Origin of the sequence: Halorubrum sp. Ib24 (assembly GCF_002252745.1) — an archaeon.
Lineage (GTDB): Archaea > Halobacteriota > Halobacteria > Halobacteriales > Haloferacaceae > Halorubrum.
On record NZ_NHOX01000031.1, the window covers coordinates 1 to 16,494 of the forward strand.

Below are 16,494 nucleotides of genomic sequence, written 5' to 3' on the forward strand. Positions count from 1 at the left end.
TCCACACGCACCCCCAGGGCTCGTCCGTGCCGCCGTCATCGCCGCCATCGCCTCGGCCCATCTCGCCCCCCATGCCGGCCGAGGGGTCGCCGTCCGCGGCCGAACATCCCTCGTCATCGGTCGTCGGGGTCGATCTTCGCGGCGGAACAGGCGGCATGTCCTCGCGGAATGCGCGCGGCTCCGCCGGGATGTCCGTCTCGGTTAGGGTGTCGGATGAGGGAGGCGCCGGGTCGTCGAGGGGGACGAGAGCGTTGCGACGCCGCCGCGGCCGGGAGGAGAGCCCCGGTCGCGGCGCCATCGTGGCTCCCGACCCCGCCTTCCCGCCGTAGCGGAGGAGTCCGGGGGCGTCCGACCGCCCTCGGCGAGGGCCGTGGCGGCGTCAGCTCGGCGGTAGGTCGGCGTCGGGTGGCGTCAGTCTCGTGACGCCCCGCCTCCGTGCTCGGGCGTCGCCGCGGCGCTCCTGGTCCTCTCGGGCTCCTCGACCGCAGTCCACGGGTTCGACGTCGATGTCGTCGCATACCGGCGCGTGGGGCGCGGGCGTTTTGTGTACCCCGTCGCGTCTACGAAGGGACTCGTGGGGGGTCAGATCGCGGAAAATAGACGAATCAGAGTGGGCCTGTCGCTATCTCGGCGAATGAACGTCAAAAGCCCCCAGTCGGCTGGGTGGAAATGGTTGGACGCGAATCGGCGGTGAACACCTCCAAGAAGACCAGTCCGCTCGCGTTGGAAATGGTTTGACCGCCGAATTCCGGCGGGTGAACAACTCCAAAAGCCCCAGTCGCGAGGACTCGATGGCTCGCTTGCCGCCCTCAGTCGCTCGTTTCACTTCGCTCCCTGCGGTGCTTGATCGGGCCGTTCTTCGTCCTCGCGATCTCCCCTTTTGAGTCCATCCACCCGCAACCCACCGCAGGGGGGCCTCAACACCTCCCAGCCTGTCGTCGCTCACTTCGGTTCGCGGAACTCCCTCGCGCGTGGCTGCTCGGCCGCGAAGCTTACCTCGCTAGGCACGCGCCACTGCACCGCCGTCGTTTTAGTAAATAAATCGGCGCTTCCGTCTAGGCGGTTTTATATACGACGTCTACTCGCCGCACCCTCTGCGCTCGGGGACGGCCATCCCGAGGGTCGGCCATCGCGTCGAAGAAAGTCCTTGGGAACGAGACGTCGACGTGCTCGCCGCCGCGGGATCGTCGTGGTGCCCTCGGCGGCGAGGCGCGGGCCACGGGCGAGCGACATCACGATCCGGTGGTCGGCGCGGGCCGTCGGACGCTCGGGCCCCCGCAGGGTCGCCTCTCGCGACCGTGGAAAATCGTTCGAGGACGTCCGGCTCCGTCGGTCGTCTCGGCGGCCCCATCTTCGTCAGCTCCTCGGCCATCGCGGGACGCGGGTCGGGTCTCCTGTGTACCGGGACGTGCTCGCAGTTCGCTGAGATCCGGGTGCGCCGTCGGCGACCGCGCCAGGCGCGGCGGCGATGGTGGGGAGGAGGGTCGGGCGTGTCCCCACGTCGACCTCGAGCCGGGAGGAGGTCCAACGGGTCGCGACGAATGACTCCCTGCGTCGCGGTCCCACTCGACGTCGACCCCATGCGGCTCCGCGATGTCGACGATCGCGGAGTCGCCCTGCGCGCTCGGGCGGGAGCGCCCTCGATGCGGACGGACTCGCCGGAGCCGCCGCGACCGCCCGGCCGCGAACGAGGTACGGAGCATGACGAGAAGTCGCCGGGGAACGCGCTAGCTCCCGCCGGCGGGGCGCGACGACTGCCGCCCTCGGCGACGAACCCGCCGCGCCGCGGCGCCGTCGAGCCCTCCCCCGTCGGCCCCCCAGGGGTCGCCTCGACGCCGAAGTCGTCGAGTAGTCTCGAGCCGTGATGTCGACGTACGCGCCGACTTGAGTCGGTCGTCAGATCGATCTCGATTCCCCGGGTCGTGACCGCGGCCCGGCCATCAGCAGCGCGGCTGACGTACTGCTGAGGAGACGTGCCCGGGAATTCGCCACCTCGCCGCCGCGGAGGGGCCCCGGAGAAACCAGCGGCGCCTGGCCGTTACCCCGTTGTCGACTCCGCGCGACGCCGAGGTCCGTGGAGGGCCGTCAGGGAGCGGCCCCTGCGGCGCGACCGGAGCGACCCTCCCCCGTCAGCCCTCGCGCCGGTCGGCGAGCGCGGCGCGGGCCGTGCACCAGCCCGCATCGGTCGCCCGAGTTCGGCAGTCGATCACGTCGTCGGGGACCGCCGCCCCGGCCGTCGAAGCCGCGACTGAGAGGACTCGGCGCCGTCGGGACGAGCGCGTCGGTGTCGGCGTCGGCGACGTCGCTCCCGACTCCGGCCCCGACCGCGCCGCCGAAGGCGTCACGGCGCCCAGGCGGTCGCCCGCTTCAGCGGAGACGAGCGGGACCGCACGAGGTCCGCGCCGTCGCTGTACCCGGCGGCGAGCAGCGCGCGGTGCGTGTAGCTCTTCGAGGGCGGCGCGCGGGTCGTTCCCCCGCACAGGTCGATTCGGTGACGGGACGTCCATACACCTTCTGCCGGGCGCGGCGAAATTCGGGCCGCCGGTAGGCCGAACGCGGCACGACTGTCGCTGGGCGAACGGCCGCGGACGCGTCGATCGGTTCCCGCCGCGGCGGCCCGGCGACACCCTTTATTACCACGGGAGCGTTAAAGCGCGCGTATGCCCAGTGTGGAGATGGCGGCGCCGACCAAGCCTTCGCTGACGACGACGAAGTCGAAGGCGCCAACGGAGCTGTGTAGCTCGTGTACAGGACTTCGGGGCACAGAGGCCGCGACGAGTTCCACGCTCCGGTGGCAGCAAGGTACTCCACGAGCTCGAGCACCGGGAAGTCGTCCGCCTCAGGCCTCCGTCGTCCGGCGCTCGGGGTCCGGCGGTCCTCGGGCGCTCTACGCGGCCGCGCGAACATGTGACGACATGGACGAGATGTCGCACACGACTACGACGACCTCAGAGCGGAGGAACAGCGCCCGCGGCCTGAGCCCGCGGCGCTCAGCCAAGAGGAGCTGGCCACCGCTTCCACACGCTCCTGACACGCGGCTCAACGAGGAAGGCCAGCTCATCCGCGAATGTCGACGCGTGACACGCCTCCCGACCGACGAGTCCAGCGGAAGCTGGAGCGTGCGCTCGACATCTCGCTCGTCGAGGCGAGTCGTCGAGGACGGCCGACTGGGAACGCGCGACTCGGGACGATGACGCTCGGCGACGTGTTCAAGCGGCAGAAGACTGAAGACACCTCGCGCCGCGGTTCGCCGCTCCGCTCGATTCGACGCGTAGGCCGCGGACGAGGCGAGGACCGCGAGCAGTACGAACGCGGACGAGCGGTGAGCGTCGGATCGTGACGCGAGGGACGGGGCTCTGCCACTGAACGCGCGCACGGACCGTCAGCCGCGCTGCACTGTCCCTGGCGCGCTTGGAGGTTACGAGTGGATTACGTCCCCGAGCAGCCAGTCCGGGAGCCGGACGGGAGGTTGGTATGGCTGGTTCCGCAGAGACCGCCGCGCGATGCCTACGACCCGGCCGCGCGACGCTCGAGCACCCGACGAGCCGGTACATGAGGATCGCTGTAGCATCACAGGCGCAGGGCGCGACGGCCGACGCAGGTCGACCATGAACGCTCCCCGCGGCCGGTCGCGAACGTCGGACGAGCGTCGCGGGCCGACAGCCAGACGCGTCGCCTCCGGAGGGGCGGCCGCACACCGTCCGTTCCGCCGGTGTCCGTGGCTGCTCCGATTCCGCCCGTCAGTCCGTCCGCCCCGGGGTAGTCGGGACTGATGTATCGACCGTCTCGGGGTCGTACGCTCCGGAACCAAGAACTCGCCGGCGCGCGCTACTCGGCGCACGCGCGCACTTCGCGTCGTCGTAGCCGCCGCCGTCTGTACCGCGACGAAAACCCACGTGGCTCTGCATGTCCTCGGCGGTCTCGCCCCGACCGCCTTGCGCACCGCTGTAGTGTTCGAGCGTCCGGGCGGGCTGCGGCCTGTTCGCGGCGTACGCGTTGACGCTGGAGCGCTCGTCCTCTCGCCTAAGAGGGGTGCAGCCTGTGCTCCTCTGTTCGCAAACCGGTCCGCAGGCTGGAACCCGACGGCGTTGGGCCGCCGCTCGCCGACGCGCCATGCGCGCGTGGTTCCTCCCCTCCCTCGCGCGACGCAGGCCGGACCATGGTTCTCCCGGGAGCTGCCTTAGGACGGAACATCGTCCTCCCAGCGAACCGCCGACCGCTCCGGTCGAGGGCCGGCTCCCGCCGCCGACGAGTCGTCGTCGCTCGCGTCGGATTCGCCGTTCGATACCGGGAGGATTCCTCCACGCCGACGGCGTGCACTCGCACGAATCCTGGTCGCCGGGCACGCGGAGAGAACGCGTTACCCTTCCGGTCCCTCCTCGGTCGTCCGACATCCGGACGTTGCGGTCGGCGAAGTACTCGCGGAGTGGGCTCCGTGACCCCGTGGTCGAAAACGGTCGCGTGGCTCGTGCGTTTCCACGCCGCCGATGAGCTCTTATGAGGAATGTGCCGGCACCACAGACCGTATAAGACGTTCGCTCCGCGCGGGTGGAACGGGGGCACCCCGGGCAGACGGCGGATCGACGGGGCGAGAGCGGCGGATCGACGGGGCGGCGGATGAGCGGGCGCGGGCGCGGACGCGACTCGGCGAGTTCCGGCGGCTCGGGTAGCGTCGCCGGAGCATGAAGTATTTGGCCCCGCGGCTCCCGAGTGCGGGTATGTTCATCCTGGTGAACCTCAAGGCGTACCCGTGCGATCCGATCGAAGTCGCGACCGCCGCCAGCGACGTCGCCGAGGCGTCCGGCGCTCGGATCGCGGTCTCGCCGCAGGCGGCCGACCTCGCCCGCGTCGCGGACACCGGCGTCGAGACGTGGGCCCAGCACGTCTCGCCGAACGACCACGGCTCGCACACCGGGTCGACGCTCGCCGAGGCCGTCGCCGACAACGGCGCCGAGGGGACCCTCGTCAACCACTCCGAGAAGCGGCTGAAGCTCGCCGACGTCGACGGCGCCGTCCGCGCGGCCGAGCGCGCCGACCTGGAGACGATCGTCTGCGCGAACAACCCCGCGCAGGTCGGCGCGGCCGCGGCGCTCGGCCCCGACGCCGTCGCCGTCGAGCCCCCGGAGCTTATCGGCGGCGACGTCTCCGTCTCGACGGCCGACCCCGGGATCGTCGAGGACGCGGTCGCGGTCGCCGACGCGGTCGACCCCGACGTCGACGTGTTCTGCGGCGCCGGCGTCTCGACCGGCGAGGACGTGGCCGCCGCGGGTGACCTCGGCGCGTCCGGGATCCTGCTGGCCTCCGGCGTGGCGAAGGCCGACGACCCGCGGGCGGCGCTGGAGGACCTCGTCTCGGGGCTCTGAGCGCGGCGACCGCCGCGGGAGCGGGCCGATCGCCTCGCACCGGCCACCGTCGCAGGTCCCTGCGCTTGCGGATCTGTATAAAGACACCGGTGCGAGCAGTTCACACGATCGGCGAAACCGCACGACGTGAGCGGTATCAGCTGACCGACGAGATCGCGCCGTCTAGTAACCTTTAACCGACACAAGCCGCTAACTTTGGCTAAGATGGCGAGCAACAAGATCCTCGGTATCGACCTCGGTACCACCAACTCCGCGTTCGCGGTGATGGAGGGCGACGAGCCCGAGATCATCGCGAACGCGGAGGGCGACCGGACCACGCCCTCCGTCGTCGCCTTCGCCGACGACGACGAGCGGCTCGTCGGGAAGCCGGCGAAGAACCAGGCCGTCCAGAACCCCGACCGCACGATCCAGTCGATCAAGCGGCACATGGGCGAGGACGACTACACGGTCGAGATCGGGGACGAAGAGTACACGCCCGAGCAGGTCTCGGCGATGATCCTCCAGAAGATCAAGCGCGACGCCGAGGAGTACCTCGGCGACGACGTCGAGAAGGCGGTCATCACCGTCCCCGCGTACTTCAACGACAAGCAGCGGCAGGCGACCAAGGACGCCGGCGAGATCGCCGGCTTCGACGTCGAGCGGATCGTCAACGAGCCGACCGCCGCCTCGATGGCGTACGGCCTCGACGACGAGTCCGACCAGACCGTCCTCGTGTACGACCTCGGGGGCGGCACGTTCGACGTGAGCGTGCTCGACCTGGGCGGCGGCGTCTACGAGGTCGTCGCCACGAACGGCGACAACGACCTCGGCGGCGACGACTGGGACGAGGCGCTCATCGACCACATCGCCGACGAGTTCCGGAACGACCACGGGATCGACCTCCGCGAGGACCGCCAGGCGCTCCAGCGCCTGAAGGACGCCGCCGAGGAGGCGAAGATCGAGCTGTCGAACAAGAAGGAGACGACGGTCAACCTCCCCTTCATCACCGCGACCGACAGCGGTCCGGTCCACCTCGAACAGTCGATCACCCGCGCGACGTTCGAGAACCTCACCGGTGACCTGATCGAGCGCACCGTCGAGCCGACCGAACAGGCGCTCTCCGACGCCGGCTACGACAAGGGCGACATCGACGAGGTCATCCTCGTCGGCGGCTCGACCCGGATGCCGCAGGTCCAAGAGCAGGTCGAGGAGCTCGTCGGTCAGGAGCCGAAGAAGAACGTCAACCCCGACGAGGCGGTCGCGCTCGGCGCGGCGGTCCAGGGCGGCGTGCTCTCCGGCGACGTCGACGACATCGTCCTGCTGGACGTCACCCCGCTCTCGCTCGGGATCGAGGTGAAGGGCGGCCTCTTCGAGCGGCTCATCGAGAAGAACACCACCATCCCGACCGAGGAGTCGAAGGTGTTCACCACCGCCGCCGACAACCAGACTTCGGTCAACGTCCGCGTCTTCCAGGGCGAGCGCGAGATCGCCGAGGAGAACGAGCTGCTCGGCGCGTTCCAGCTCTCCGGCATCCCGCCGGCGCCCGCTGGAACCCCCCAGATCGAGGTCTCGTTCAACATCGACGAGAACGGGATCGTCAACGTCGAGGCCGAAGACCAGGGCTCGGGGAACGCCGAGTCGATCACCATCGAGGGGGGCGTCGGCCTCTCCGACGAGGAGATCGAAGAGATGCAGGAGGAGGCCGAGAAGCACGCCGAAGAGGACGAGGCCCGCCGCGAGCGGATCGAGGCCCGCAACGAGGCCGAGACGACGATCCAGCGCGCCGAGACCCTCTTAGAGGAGAACGAGGAGGACCTCGACGAGGACCTCATCGGCGACATCGAGGACTCGATCGAGGACGTCGAGGCGGTGCTCGAGGACGAGGACGCCGACACCGACGAGATCGAGTCGGTCACGGAGGCGCTCACGGAGGAGCTCCAGGAGATCGGCAAACAGATGTACGAGGGACAGGCCGCGCAGGCCGGTCCGGGCGGCGCAGGCGGCGCCGCCGGCGGTCCCGGCGGTATGGGCGGGCGGGCCGGTCCGGCGGCGCGGCGGTCCGGGCGGCGCGCCGGCCCCGGCGGCGCGGGCCCCGACGGCGACGACGAGGAGTACGTCGACGCCGACTTCGAGGACGTGGACGACGACGAGGAGTAGCGTCGGCGCCCTCGCCTTCGGACGCGCCCCTTAACACGACCCAGCCACGAACGACCAATAACGAACGTAACGCATGAGCGAAGATTTCTACGACGTCCTCGGCGTGTCGCGGGACGCCAGCGAGGAGGAGATCAAGAAGGCGTACCGCAAGAAGGCCGCCGAACATCACCCGGACGTCAGCGACGACGACGACGCCGAAGAGCGGTTCAAGAAGATCCAGAAGGCCAAGGAGGTGCTCACTACGAGGATAAGCGCCGCCCAGTACGACCAGCTCGTCATACCGCTTCACCGAGGCGACAAGCGCGGCGGCGACGGGCGCGGCGGGTCGGGCGGGGCGCGGTCCCTTCGGGGGAGCGCGGCGCGGGCGGGCGCCGGCGGGTTCGAGACATCTTCAACAGTTCTTCGGCGGCGGCGGTGGTCGCGGGCGTTTCGCGGCGGCCGCGACGATCGCCCCCGTCAGGGACGGGACCTCCGTACGGGGCTCACGATCGACCTCGAAGATGCGTTCGAGGGGGCGACCAAGGAGGTCACGCTCACCCGCCCCACGGCCTGTGACACCTGCGACGGCGCGGGCCACCCGCCGGACGCCGACGTGCAGACCTGCCCTCAGTGTAACGGGCGCGGGCAGGTCCAGCAGGTCCAGCAGACGCCGCTCGGCCGCGTCCAGCAGACCTCGACGTGCCCGCGCTGCGAGGGCGAGGGCGAGCTGTACAGCGAGGACTGTTCCGACTGCGGCGGCGACGGCGTCGTCCGCGAGGAGGCGACGCTCTCGGTGGAGATCCCGCCGGGGATCCGCTCCGGCCAGAGCCTCCGGATGGAGCGCGAGGGCGCGCCCGGCGAGAACGGCGGGCCCAACGGCGACCTGCTCATCGAGGTCGACGTCGACATCGGCGACCGGTACGAGCGCGACGGCGACGACCTCCGCGTCAGCGAGGCGATCTCCTTCCCGCAGGCCGTCTTCGGCGACACGGTCGAGGTCGAGACGGTCGACGGCACCGTGGAGATGGACGTCCCCGCCGGCACCCAGAGCGGCGAGACGTTCCGACTGGAGGGGAAGGGGATGCCCCGGCTGCGGCGCCGCGGCCGCGGCGACCTCTACGTGCAGGTGGGCGTCGTGATCCCCGACTCGCTCAACGAGGAGCAGCGCGAGGCGCTGGAGGCGTTCGCCGAGGCCGGCGGCGAGGACATCGACGTCGGCGGCGGCTTCTTCGAGCGGCTGAAGAGCTCCTTCTAACGCACTCACCCCTATCAACCCGTAGTTTTTCCGGCGCGCGCCGCCTATCACGGTCCATGGGCTACGACACCACCGCCTACGACGACGTCGAACCGCGCGCGCCGGGGATGTACTTCCTCCGCGACGCGCTCGACTGCGAGAGCCTCGGCGTGACGGTCGTCGAGGCCGACGACGGCTGGGAGGGGATGGAGCACGACCACGCCGACGCCGACCACGAGGAGGTGTACGTCCTGCTCCACGGCGCGGCGACGCTGACCGTCGACGGCGAGGCCGTCGAGCTCGGTCCGGGCGACGCCGTCCGGGTCGACGCCGACTCGACGCGCGACCTCGCCTTTTCGGCCGACGGCTCGCGGATGGTCATCGCCGGCGCGCCCTGACACGAGCGCTCGACCCCGGACGGACCCGCCACTCCTCGTTTTTAAGTCGCGGCCGCCCCGAGTCGCGGACATGGACGTCGTCGGCGATATCCTCGCTCGCGACCGGCGGAGTCGCGACGTCGCGCTCGTCACGCCCGACGAGCGCGAACGCACGTATCGGGACCTGATCACCAACGGGTACAAGTCGGCGAACGTGCTCCGCTACCTCGGCGCGCGGGAGGGGTCGACCGTGGCAGTCGAGCCGGCGCCCGGACTCCACACGACGCTCGCCTTCCTCGGCGCGGCCGCGCTGGGCCGCCCGGTCCGGTTCGACCCCGAGACCGGGATCGCGCGCGGCGACCGCGTCGTCCTCGTCGACGTGGCCGACGAGTCGACGACGGAGCCGGCCCCCGGCACCGGCCTCGCCGCCTTCGGCGGACCGCCGGAGCGACCCGAGACGACCCACTGGGAGCAGGAGCTGTGGAGCGAGAATCCGGGGATGCCCCCCAGCGGAGTCGGCCCGGACGACATCGTGCTGCGCGAGACGGACGGCGAGGGACCGGACCGGAGCGGGAGCGTCACTCACCGCGCGCTCCTCGACGCGGCCGCGTCGGTCGCCGGCGAGCACGGGCTCGAACCGGGTGATTCGGTGACGCTCCGCGGTGACCTCTCGGACCCGCGGGCGCTGGCCGCGGGCCTCGTCGCACCGCTCGCGGCGGGCGCGACGTCCGTCCTCGTGGGTGAGGAGACGGACAACGGCGAACCGACCGTGACCGTCGAGCGGGAGGACGGCGGCTCGCGACGGGTGGCGCTCCCGGCGCTGGGCGAACGCTAAGACAAAGCGACGAGAGCGGCGGCGGTCGCCTCAGTCGTCGGCCGGGTTCGGCGGCGCCGACCGGTCCCGCTCGTGGAGGTGACACGCCGACTCGTGGCCGGGCTCGTGGCTGGTCCGCTGGGGGACGCGTTCCTCGCAGGGGGTGGTGACCCGCTCGGAGAGCGTCGCCGCCGCCGCGTCGAGGTCGTCGTCGAGCGCCTCGTCGAGCGCCGCGTCGAGCAGAGACTCCATCTCGTCGGAGGATATCGTCTCCTCGAGGTCGAACTCGCGGCGGATCTGTCCTTTCACGGCATCTGGGGTGGCGCCGGTGTCGGTCCCGGTCCGGAAGTTCTCGCGGATCTGATCGACGTCGACGCTGTCGGCGGCGAGCGCGTCGCGGAGGTTCAACAGTCCACGCCAGCTCGACTGGTCGAGGTCGACGTCGTCCGGCTGGATCACCCTGTGACACCGGGTGTGGAACCGACAGCCCGACGGCGGGTTCGTCGGGCTCGGCACGGTCCCCGTCAGCTCGATCCCCTCGGCGGTCGAGCGCGGGTCCGGCGTCGGGATCGCCGAGAGCAACGCCTCCGTGTACGGGTGTTGCGGGTCGGCGAAGACGCGGTCCGTCGGTCCGATCTCGACGATCTCACCGAGGTACATGACGGCCACCCGGTCGCAGATCTCCCGGATGACGGACATGTCGTGGCTGATGAACAACAGCGAGAGGTCGAACTCCGACTGCAGGTCGGCGATGAGGTCGAGGATCTCCGCCTGAATCGAGACGTCGAGCGCGGAGACCGGCTCGTCGGCGACGATGAGCTCCGGGTTCAATACGAGCGCTCGCGCCAGCGCGATCCGCTGTTTCTGCCCGCCGGAGAACTCGTGGGGATAGCGGTCGTAGTCCTCGGGCGAGAGCCCGACGCGTTCGAGCAGGTCCTCCACGATCGCACGCCGCCGGTGGCGGTCGGACATGCCGTGGATCTGGAGCATCTCCGCGACCGCGCCCCCGACCGACATCCGCGGGTCGAAGCTGGAGGAGGGGTCCTGGAAGATCATCTGCGCGTCGCGGCGGAACGCCTTCAGCTCCCGGTCGTCGAAGCGCGTCACGTCGTTCGGGTGCGTGCCGTCGGCGTTCCGGGTCGCACCGCTCCGCCCGCCGCCGTTGAATATCACCTCGCCGCCCGTGGGCTCTTCCAGCCGGACGATGGAGGTGGCGGCGGTGGACTTCCCGCAGCCCGACTCGCCGACGAGTCCCAGCGTCTCCCCGGGAGCGATGTCGAAGCTGATCCCGTCGACGGCGCGAGCGGCGCCGACCTGTCGGTTCAACAGGCCCTTCCGGATCGGGTAGTGCTTCTTGAGGTCCCGCACCGAGAGGAGCGGCTCCTCAGTCATCGGCGGAGCTCACCTCCTCGCCGTCGGCGGTCGAGTCCGGAATCCCGTCGCGGACGACCGAGTCGTCGCGGCCGGGGCGGTAGTGGACGCAGGAGGCGCGCTGACCCGGGTTCACTTCGATCTCCTCCGGCTGGTCGCCGGTCACGCAGGCGTCGACCGCGTGCTCGCACCGCGGGGCGAAGCGACAGCCGTCCGGCGGATCGAGCGGATCGGGAAGGGTCCCGGGGATACCCCCCTTCTTCCCGCCGATCTCGGGGAGGCAGTTCAGCAGCTGCTGGGTGTACGGGTGCGCGGGGCGCTCGAAGATGTCGAGGACGTCGCCGCGCTCCATCACCTTGCCGGCGTACATCACGACGATGCGGTCGGCGATCTCGGCGACGACGCCCAGGTCGTGCGTGACGAAGAGGATCCCCATGTCGAACTCCTCCTGCAGGTCGTCGAGGAGCCGGAGGATCTGCGCTTGCACCGTCACGTCCAGCGCCGTGGTCGGCTCGTCCGCGATCAGCAGGTCGGGGTCGCCGACGAGCGCCATCGCGATCATCACGCGCTGCTTCTGTCCGCCGGAGAACTCGTGCGGGTAGTCGTCGAACCGCGAGCTGGCGTTCGCGATCCCCACCTTGTCCATCAGGTCGATCGCCTTCGCGCGCGCCTCCTCGTCGGAGACGTCGCGGTGGATCTGCAGCGCCTCGACGATCTGCCACCCGACGGTGTAACAGTGGTTCATCGCCTCCTGCGGGTTCTGGAAGATGTGCGCGATCTCGTAGCCGCGGATCTCGCGGAGTTCGGGCTCGCTCATCTCCAGCAGATCGCGGCCCTTGAACCGGACCGAGCCCCGGACGCGACCCGGCGGCTCCTTGACGATCCGCGTCACCGACTCCGTCGCCACCGTCTTCCCGGAGCCGGACTCCCCGACGATACAGACGGTCTCGCCCTCGTCGACCGAGAAGTCGACCCCGTCGACGGCCGTGAGCTCTCCGTTGTCGGTGCTGAACGTCGTCGTGAGGTCTTCGACCTCGAGCAGTGGTTGTCGGGTGGACATTATGCGCTCTCCGCCTCCGCTTCGGGGTTCAGAGCGTCCAGCAGCGCGTCGCCGATGAAGTTGAACGCCAGGATCGTCAGGAACAGCACGATGCCGGGCGACAACACGATCCACGGCGCGAACGCCAGGTCGCTCCGGCCCGCGGATATCAGCTGTCCCCACGAGGGGACCGCCGAGTCGCCGATCCCGAGGAACGCGAGCTGCGCCTCCGCGAGCAGGAAGCCGGGGATGAGCAGCGTGAGCTGCGTGATGATGCTGCTCGCCACGTTCGGGACGACGTGTTTCCGGACCACGCGGTAGGTGCTCGCGCCGCTGATCCGCGTCGCCTTGATGAACTCCTCCTCGGAGACGGACAGCGACTTGCTGCGCACGTACCGCGCGGTGCCGCCCCACGCGAACGCCGAGAACACGAGGATGAACATCCCCAATCCGGCGCCGTAGATGTACAGGATGAGCAGGAACATCAGGAACGTCGGGAACGAGAGGATGATGTCGACGAACCGCATCATCACTTCGTCGACCCAGCCGCCCGCGTACGCGCTGACGGTGCCGAACGTGATGCCGATCGCCGCGACGATCGTCGTCGTGATGAAGGCTATCTGCATGCTGATCGTCATGCCGTAGACGATGCCGGCGAAGACGTCTTTCCCGCCGCGAGTGGTCCCGAGCGGGTGCTGCCACGTCCCCTGACACCGTCCGTTCACCACCTCGCCGACGCAGTTCGCGACGTTCGCCTCGTCGATCGAGAGGAACACCGGCGGCTGGTGGCCGGTGAGGATGCTCTGCTCCGGCGCGCTGATCAGGAGCGGACCGATGAGCCCGCCCACGAACACGATCCCCAGCCAACCGAGGCTGACGACCGCGGGGCGGTTCCGCCTGAACTCCTTCCAGTAGTACCGCGTCATCCGCGGGTTCTGATACAGCGGCAGTATCAGGTAAAAGAAGAACAGGAACAGCGTGAACACGAAGAAGTAGTCCAGCGGGTCGAGGTTCCTGCTGAGTCCGATCGCCTGGAACGTCGCCTCGCGTTCGCCGACGAACTGGTAGTCGTACAGCCAGAGGAGCGCCAGCGGCAGCGTCGCCACCAGCATGCCGATCGAGTTTATCGACAGGTCGAACCGTCCCGACTCGGAGAGCTCGCTCCAGTCGACGCGGTCGAACTGCTCCGGTTTCTTCGTTGCCATTGTGAGTTATCTGTCGTCGTAGTTGATTCGCGGGTCGAGCACGGTGAACACCAAGTCTTCTAGCAGGTTGCCGACGACGGCAATGAAGGTGAACACCAGCGTCGATCCCAACACCAGGTTGGTGTCCTGCGAGATGAGCGCGTTGAACGTCAGTCTGCCCAGTCCGGGGATGCCGAACACGACTTCCACGAGCAGCGACGACCCGATGAACAGCGCCAACAGCTGCCCGACGAGCGTCGTCGACAGCGGGACCATCGTCGGCCGCATCACGTGGTAGGCGTACGCGCGCAGCGGCGAGACCCCTTTCGCCTTCGCCGTCTTCATGAAGTCGGAGTTCTGGAACTCCGCGGACTCGTTCCGCGAGACCCGCATCGTCGCGCCGATCGAGCCCGTGACGAGCACGAACACCGGCAGAATCAGCTGCCGGACGTTCTGCAGGCTGAACACGGGAGCGCTCGTGTCGTACGATATCGGGACGACCTCGAACCAGACCCCGAAGATCAGGAGCAGGATGATCCCGAAGAAGAAGTTCGGAATCGCGTACCCGAAGAACGCGAACCCGGTCGCGACGTGGTCGCGCCAGCTGTACATGTTCGCCGCGGAGTAGACGCCGACGAGCGGCCCGAGGGTTATCGTGAGGACGGTCCACGGGATCGAGTACTGCGCGGTGTAGTAGAGCGCCTGCAGCAGCGCCTCGGTCACGGGCTGGCTGCGGCTCTCCGACCAGCCCCAGTCGAGCGTGTAAATGCTCCGGATGAAGTCCATGTACCGAACGTACAGCGGCTGGTTGAGCCCGCGGAGCTCGCGCTCTCGCTCGACCGCGGCCGAGGGGTCACCGCCCTGCAGCGCGGCCTGCGTCGCCGCCTCGCGGATCGCCGGGTTGGGCGCGGCCGCGAGCAGGAGGAACGTGATCGTGGTGATGATCAGCGAGACGACCACGGCCCACAGCACGCGTGCGCCGACGTACTTTCCGAATCCCATATTGATGACGTGGAAGTGTGAGAGACGGCGGCGTTACTGCTCGTATCTCCACGCGGGGAGGTTCCAGCCGTTCGAGAAGTTCTCGATGGGGCCTTCGAGCCCCTCGCGGTAGCCGACCGTGCTGTCGGGGAACGCGAGCATGATGTACGGCTGCTCTTCCGCGATGTTGACGAAGAGGTCGACGAGCGCGTCGGCCAGCTCCTCCTCGCTGGACGCCTGCCGGGCGTTGTCGAACAGCGTCTGCGCGTCGAACTCGGGGTAGTAGCCGACCGGGTTGTACGACCCGGTCGCGCCGTCGAAGAAGACGGCGTTCGTGAGGGGGTTCCGCGGGAACGTGTTCAGTCCGTACACGATCTCCATGTCCCAGTCCTCGTTCCCGGTGATGTTTCGCGGTCCGGGGTTCGTCGCGGTGGGCGAGGTCCACTCGACCTCCTCGCCGTCGACGGTGTCGACGAGCTCGTCAGGGACGCTGGTGACCTCGCCCTCCTCGTTCCGCTCGGGCGTGGGGAAGTCCGTCGTGGTGTAGTACTCCGTGTCGAACCGCGTGCCGTCGATGGCCTCGATACTCACGTCGATCCCGAGGTTGTTCCCGAGCTCCTGTGCGATGAACTCTCCCATCAGCTGCTCGGTCTCCTGGCCGGCGCTGTGGTAGAGGCTGAGCTGGACCTGGTTGCCGTCTGGATCGACCATCGTCTCGCCGTCGAAGCCGTACTCGTATTCGGACTGCTCGAAGGCGTCCTCCGCCAGCCCGCGGGCGTACTCGCTCCCGTAGCGGTCGCCGACGCCGAACATCGGGATGTTGTCCTCGGGCGGATAGAAGTTACTGAAGCGGGGCTGCCACGTGAAGTGCGTCTCCGCGAAGTCGCGGAAGACGCCCTGGATCAGGCTCTGCTTGTCGATCGCCGCGGCCATGGCCTGCCGGAACGGGATGTGCCGGAACATGTTTCCCGGTCCGGTCGTCCAGCCGTTGTCCCGCATGTTGACGGACAGCTTCTCGTTGTACGGCTGCGGGATCTGGTTGACGTAGATCTCGTCGTTGTCCTGATACTCCTGCACACGCTCGGGCGGGATAGCCGCTGAATCGACTTCGCCGGTCTCCAACGCACCGAGTCGGGAGGCCTGTTCGCCGAGGACCTGGATCTCCGCTGACTCGAAGTACGGGGCCTCGTTGAAGACGTCCGGGAGGTCGTCGGCGTCCTGAAGGTAGTAGTCGTCGTTGCGGCTGTACTGGGTGCCGCCGTCGCGCTGCCACTCGTCGAGCACGTACGGGCCGAGGTTGCCGGAGAACTGGAGTTCGAGCAACTCCTCGTCCTGCCGGAGCCCCTCGGCGTCCTCCTCCTCGACGTACGGCTGGAGGAGATCCTGCGGGATGGGGTACAGGAGCGGCTCGTAGCTCTCGGGCCAGAGGAGTTGCGGGCTCTGGAGGGTGGCCTGAAACTCGTACTCGCCGGTCTGTTCCACTTCTACGCCCGTCCAGTACGTGGCACTGACCGAACTGGCCCAGCCCCCTTGGTGAACTTCCTGGATGAGATACACGAAGTCGCTCGCGGTCACCTCGCCGTACGGGTCGCTGAACTGGAGCCCCTCGCGGACCTCGAACGTCCACACCTCGCCGTCCTCGGTGGACATGTCGTAGAGCAGCGGGACGTACTCGTTGTCGGCGTTGAACGTGTACCCCTGGTCGAGCGCGCGAGCGATCGCGTTCCCGGCGCCGTTTTCGTCGTTGTATATCGGATTGAGCGTCGTGAACGAGGCCGCGGCGGCCGTCGCGTACGTCGACGTGTCGGTGCCGCTGTCCTCGCCGTCGCCGCCGTCCGTCCCGTCGTCCCCGTCGGTCCCGTTCCCGGTCTCCCCGTCGCCGCCGTCACCGCCGTTGCCCGAGCAGCCGGCGAGCGCGGTCGCACCGCCGACGCCGAGCATGGAGAGCCACTGTCGACGTCCGAGACGCCGACCGTCTTTGCCACCGTCAGTGTGTCGCCGTGACATACCACGAGA

General features: G+C 69.1%; 10 protein-coding genes and 1 pseudogene. 5 read left to right on the forward strand and 6 right to left on the reverse strand.

Annotated elements, in window-relative coordinates; translation table 11 throughout:
* Nucleotides 1-298: pseudogene (locus tag DJ82_RS15065) on the reverse strand (arsenic-transporting ATPase); the annotation flags it as partial.
* A 4,420-nt stretch (nt 299-4,718) separates the two neighbouring features.
* Here DJ82_RS15065 and tpiA point away from each other — a divergent pair.
* From tpiA to DJ82_RS08115, 5 genes are all read left to right on the forward strand, one after another.
* Nucleotides 4,719-5,363 carry a triose-phosphate isomerase gene (gene tpiA / locus DJ82_RS08095; protein ID WP_094581528.1) on the forward strand — a complete coding sequence of 215 codons (645 nt, stop codon included), beginning with the start codon at nt 4,719-4,721 and terminating at the stop codon, nt 5,361-5,363.
* Between the two features lie 204 nt (nt 5,364-5,567).
* Nucleotides 5,568-7,499 (forward strand): molecular chaperone DnaK, encoded by a 1,932-nt coding sequence (gene dnaK, locus DJ82_RS08100; RefSeq protein ID WP_198948044.1) that lies wholly within the window; start codon nt 5,568-5,570, stop codon nt 7,497-7,499.
* Nucleotides 7,500-7,572: 73 nt separating this feature from the next.
* A complete protein-coding gene (gene dnaJ / locus DJ82_RS08105; protein ID WP_241881470.1) occupies nt 7,573-8,733 on the forward strand; it encodes a molecular chaperone DnaJ in 1,161 nt (386 codons plus the stop codon).
* A 56-nt stretch (nt 8,734-8,789) separates the two neighbouring features.
* Entirely contained in the window at nt 8,790-9,110 is a 321-nt protein-coding gene (locus DJ82_RS08110) for a cupin domain-containing protein (RefSeq protein WP_094581530.1), read from the forward strand.
* Nucleotides 9,111-9,180: 70 nt separating this feature from the next.
* The gene (locus DJ82_RS08115; RefSeq protein WP_241881471.1) at nt 9,181-9,924 is read left to right on the forward strand and encodes a hypothetical protein; all 744 of its coding nucleotides are present in this window, start codon (nt 9,181-9,183) and stop codon (nt 9,922-9,924) included.
* Nucleotides 9,925-9,954: 30 nt separating this feature from the next.
* On the opposite strand, the gene DJ82_RS08120 is transcribed toward DJ82_RS08115, so the two are convergent.
* From DJ82_RS08120 to DJ82_RS08140, 5 genes are read right to left on the reverse strand one after another with little or no spacing between them, the layout of a single operon-like run.
* A complete protein-coding gene (locus DJ82_RS08120; RefSeq protein ID WP_094581531.1) occupies nt 9,955-11,295 on the reverse strand; it encodes an ABC transporter ATP-binding protein in 1,341 nt (446 codons plus the stop codon).
* Nucleotides 11,288-12,334, reverse strand: coding sequence for an ABC transporter ATP-binding protein (locus DJ82_RS08125; protein WP_094557430.1), 1,047 nt, complete (start codon nt 12,332-12,334; stop codon nt 11,288-11,290). The genes DJ82_RS08120 and DJ82_RS08125 overlap by 8 nt, the downstream gene beginning before the upstream one ends.
* Nucleotides 12,334-13,518: an ABC transporter permease gene (locus tag DJ82_RS08130; RefSeq protein WP_094581532.1), complete on the reverse strand. Its 1,185-nt coding sequence runs from the start codon at nt 13,516-13,518 to the stop codon at nt 12,334-12,336. The genes DJ82_RS08125 and DJ82_RS08130 overlap by 1 nt, the downstream gene beginning before the upstream one ends.
* Before the next feature lie 6 nt (nt 13,519-13,524).
* Nucleotides 13,525-14,499 (reverse strand): ABC transporter permease, encoded by a 975-nt coding sequence (locus DJ82_RS08135; protein WP_094524896.1) that lies wholly within the window; start codon nt 14,497-14,499, stop codon nt 13,525-13,527.
* 33 nt (nt 14,500-14,532) lie between these two features.
* On the reverse strand, nt 14,533-16,485 hold the full coding sequence (locus DJ82_RS08140; protein WP_094524897.1) for an ABC transporter substrate-binding protein: 1,953 nt from the start codon (nt 16,483-16,485) through the stop codon (nt 14,533-14,535).
* Nucleotides 16,486-16,494: the final 9 nt, after the last annotated feature.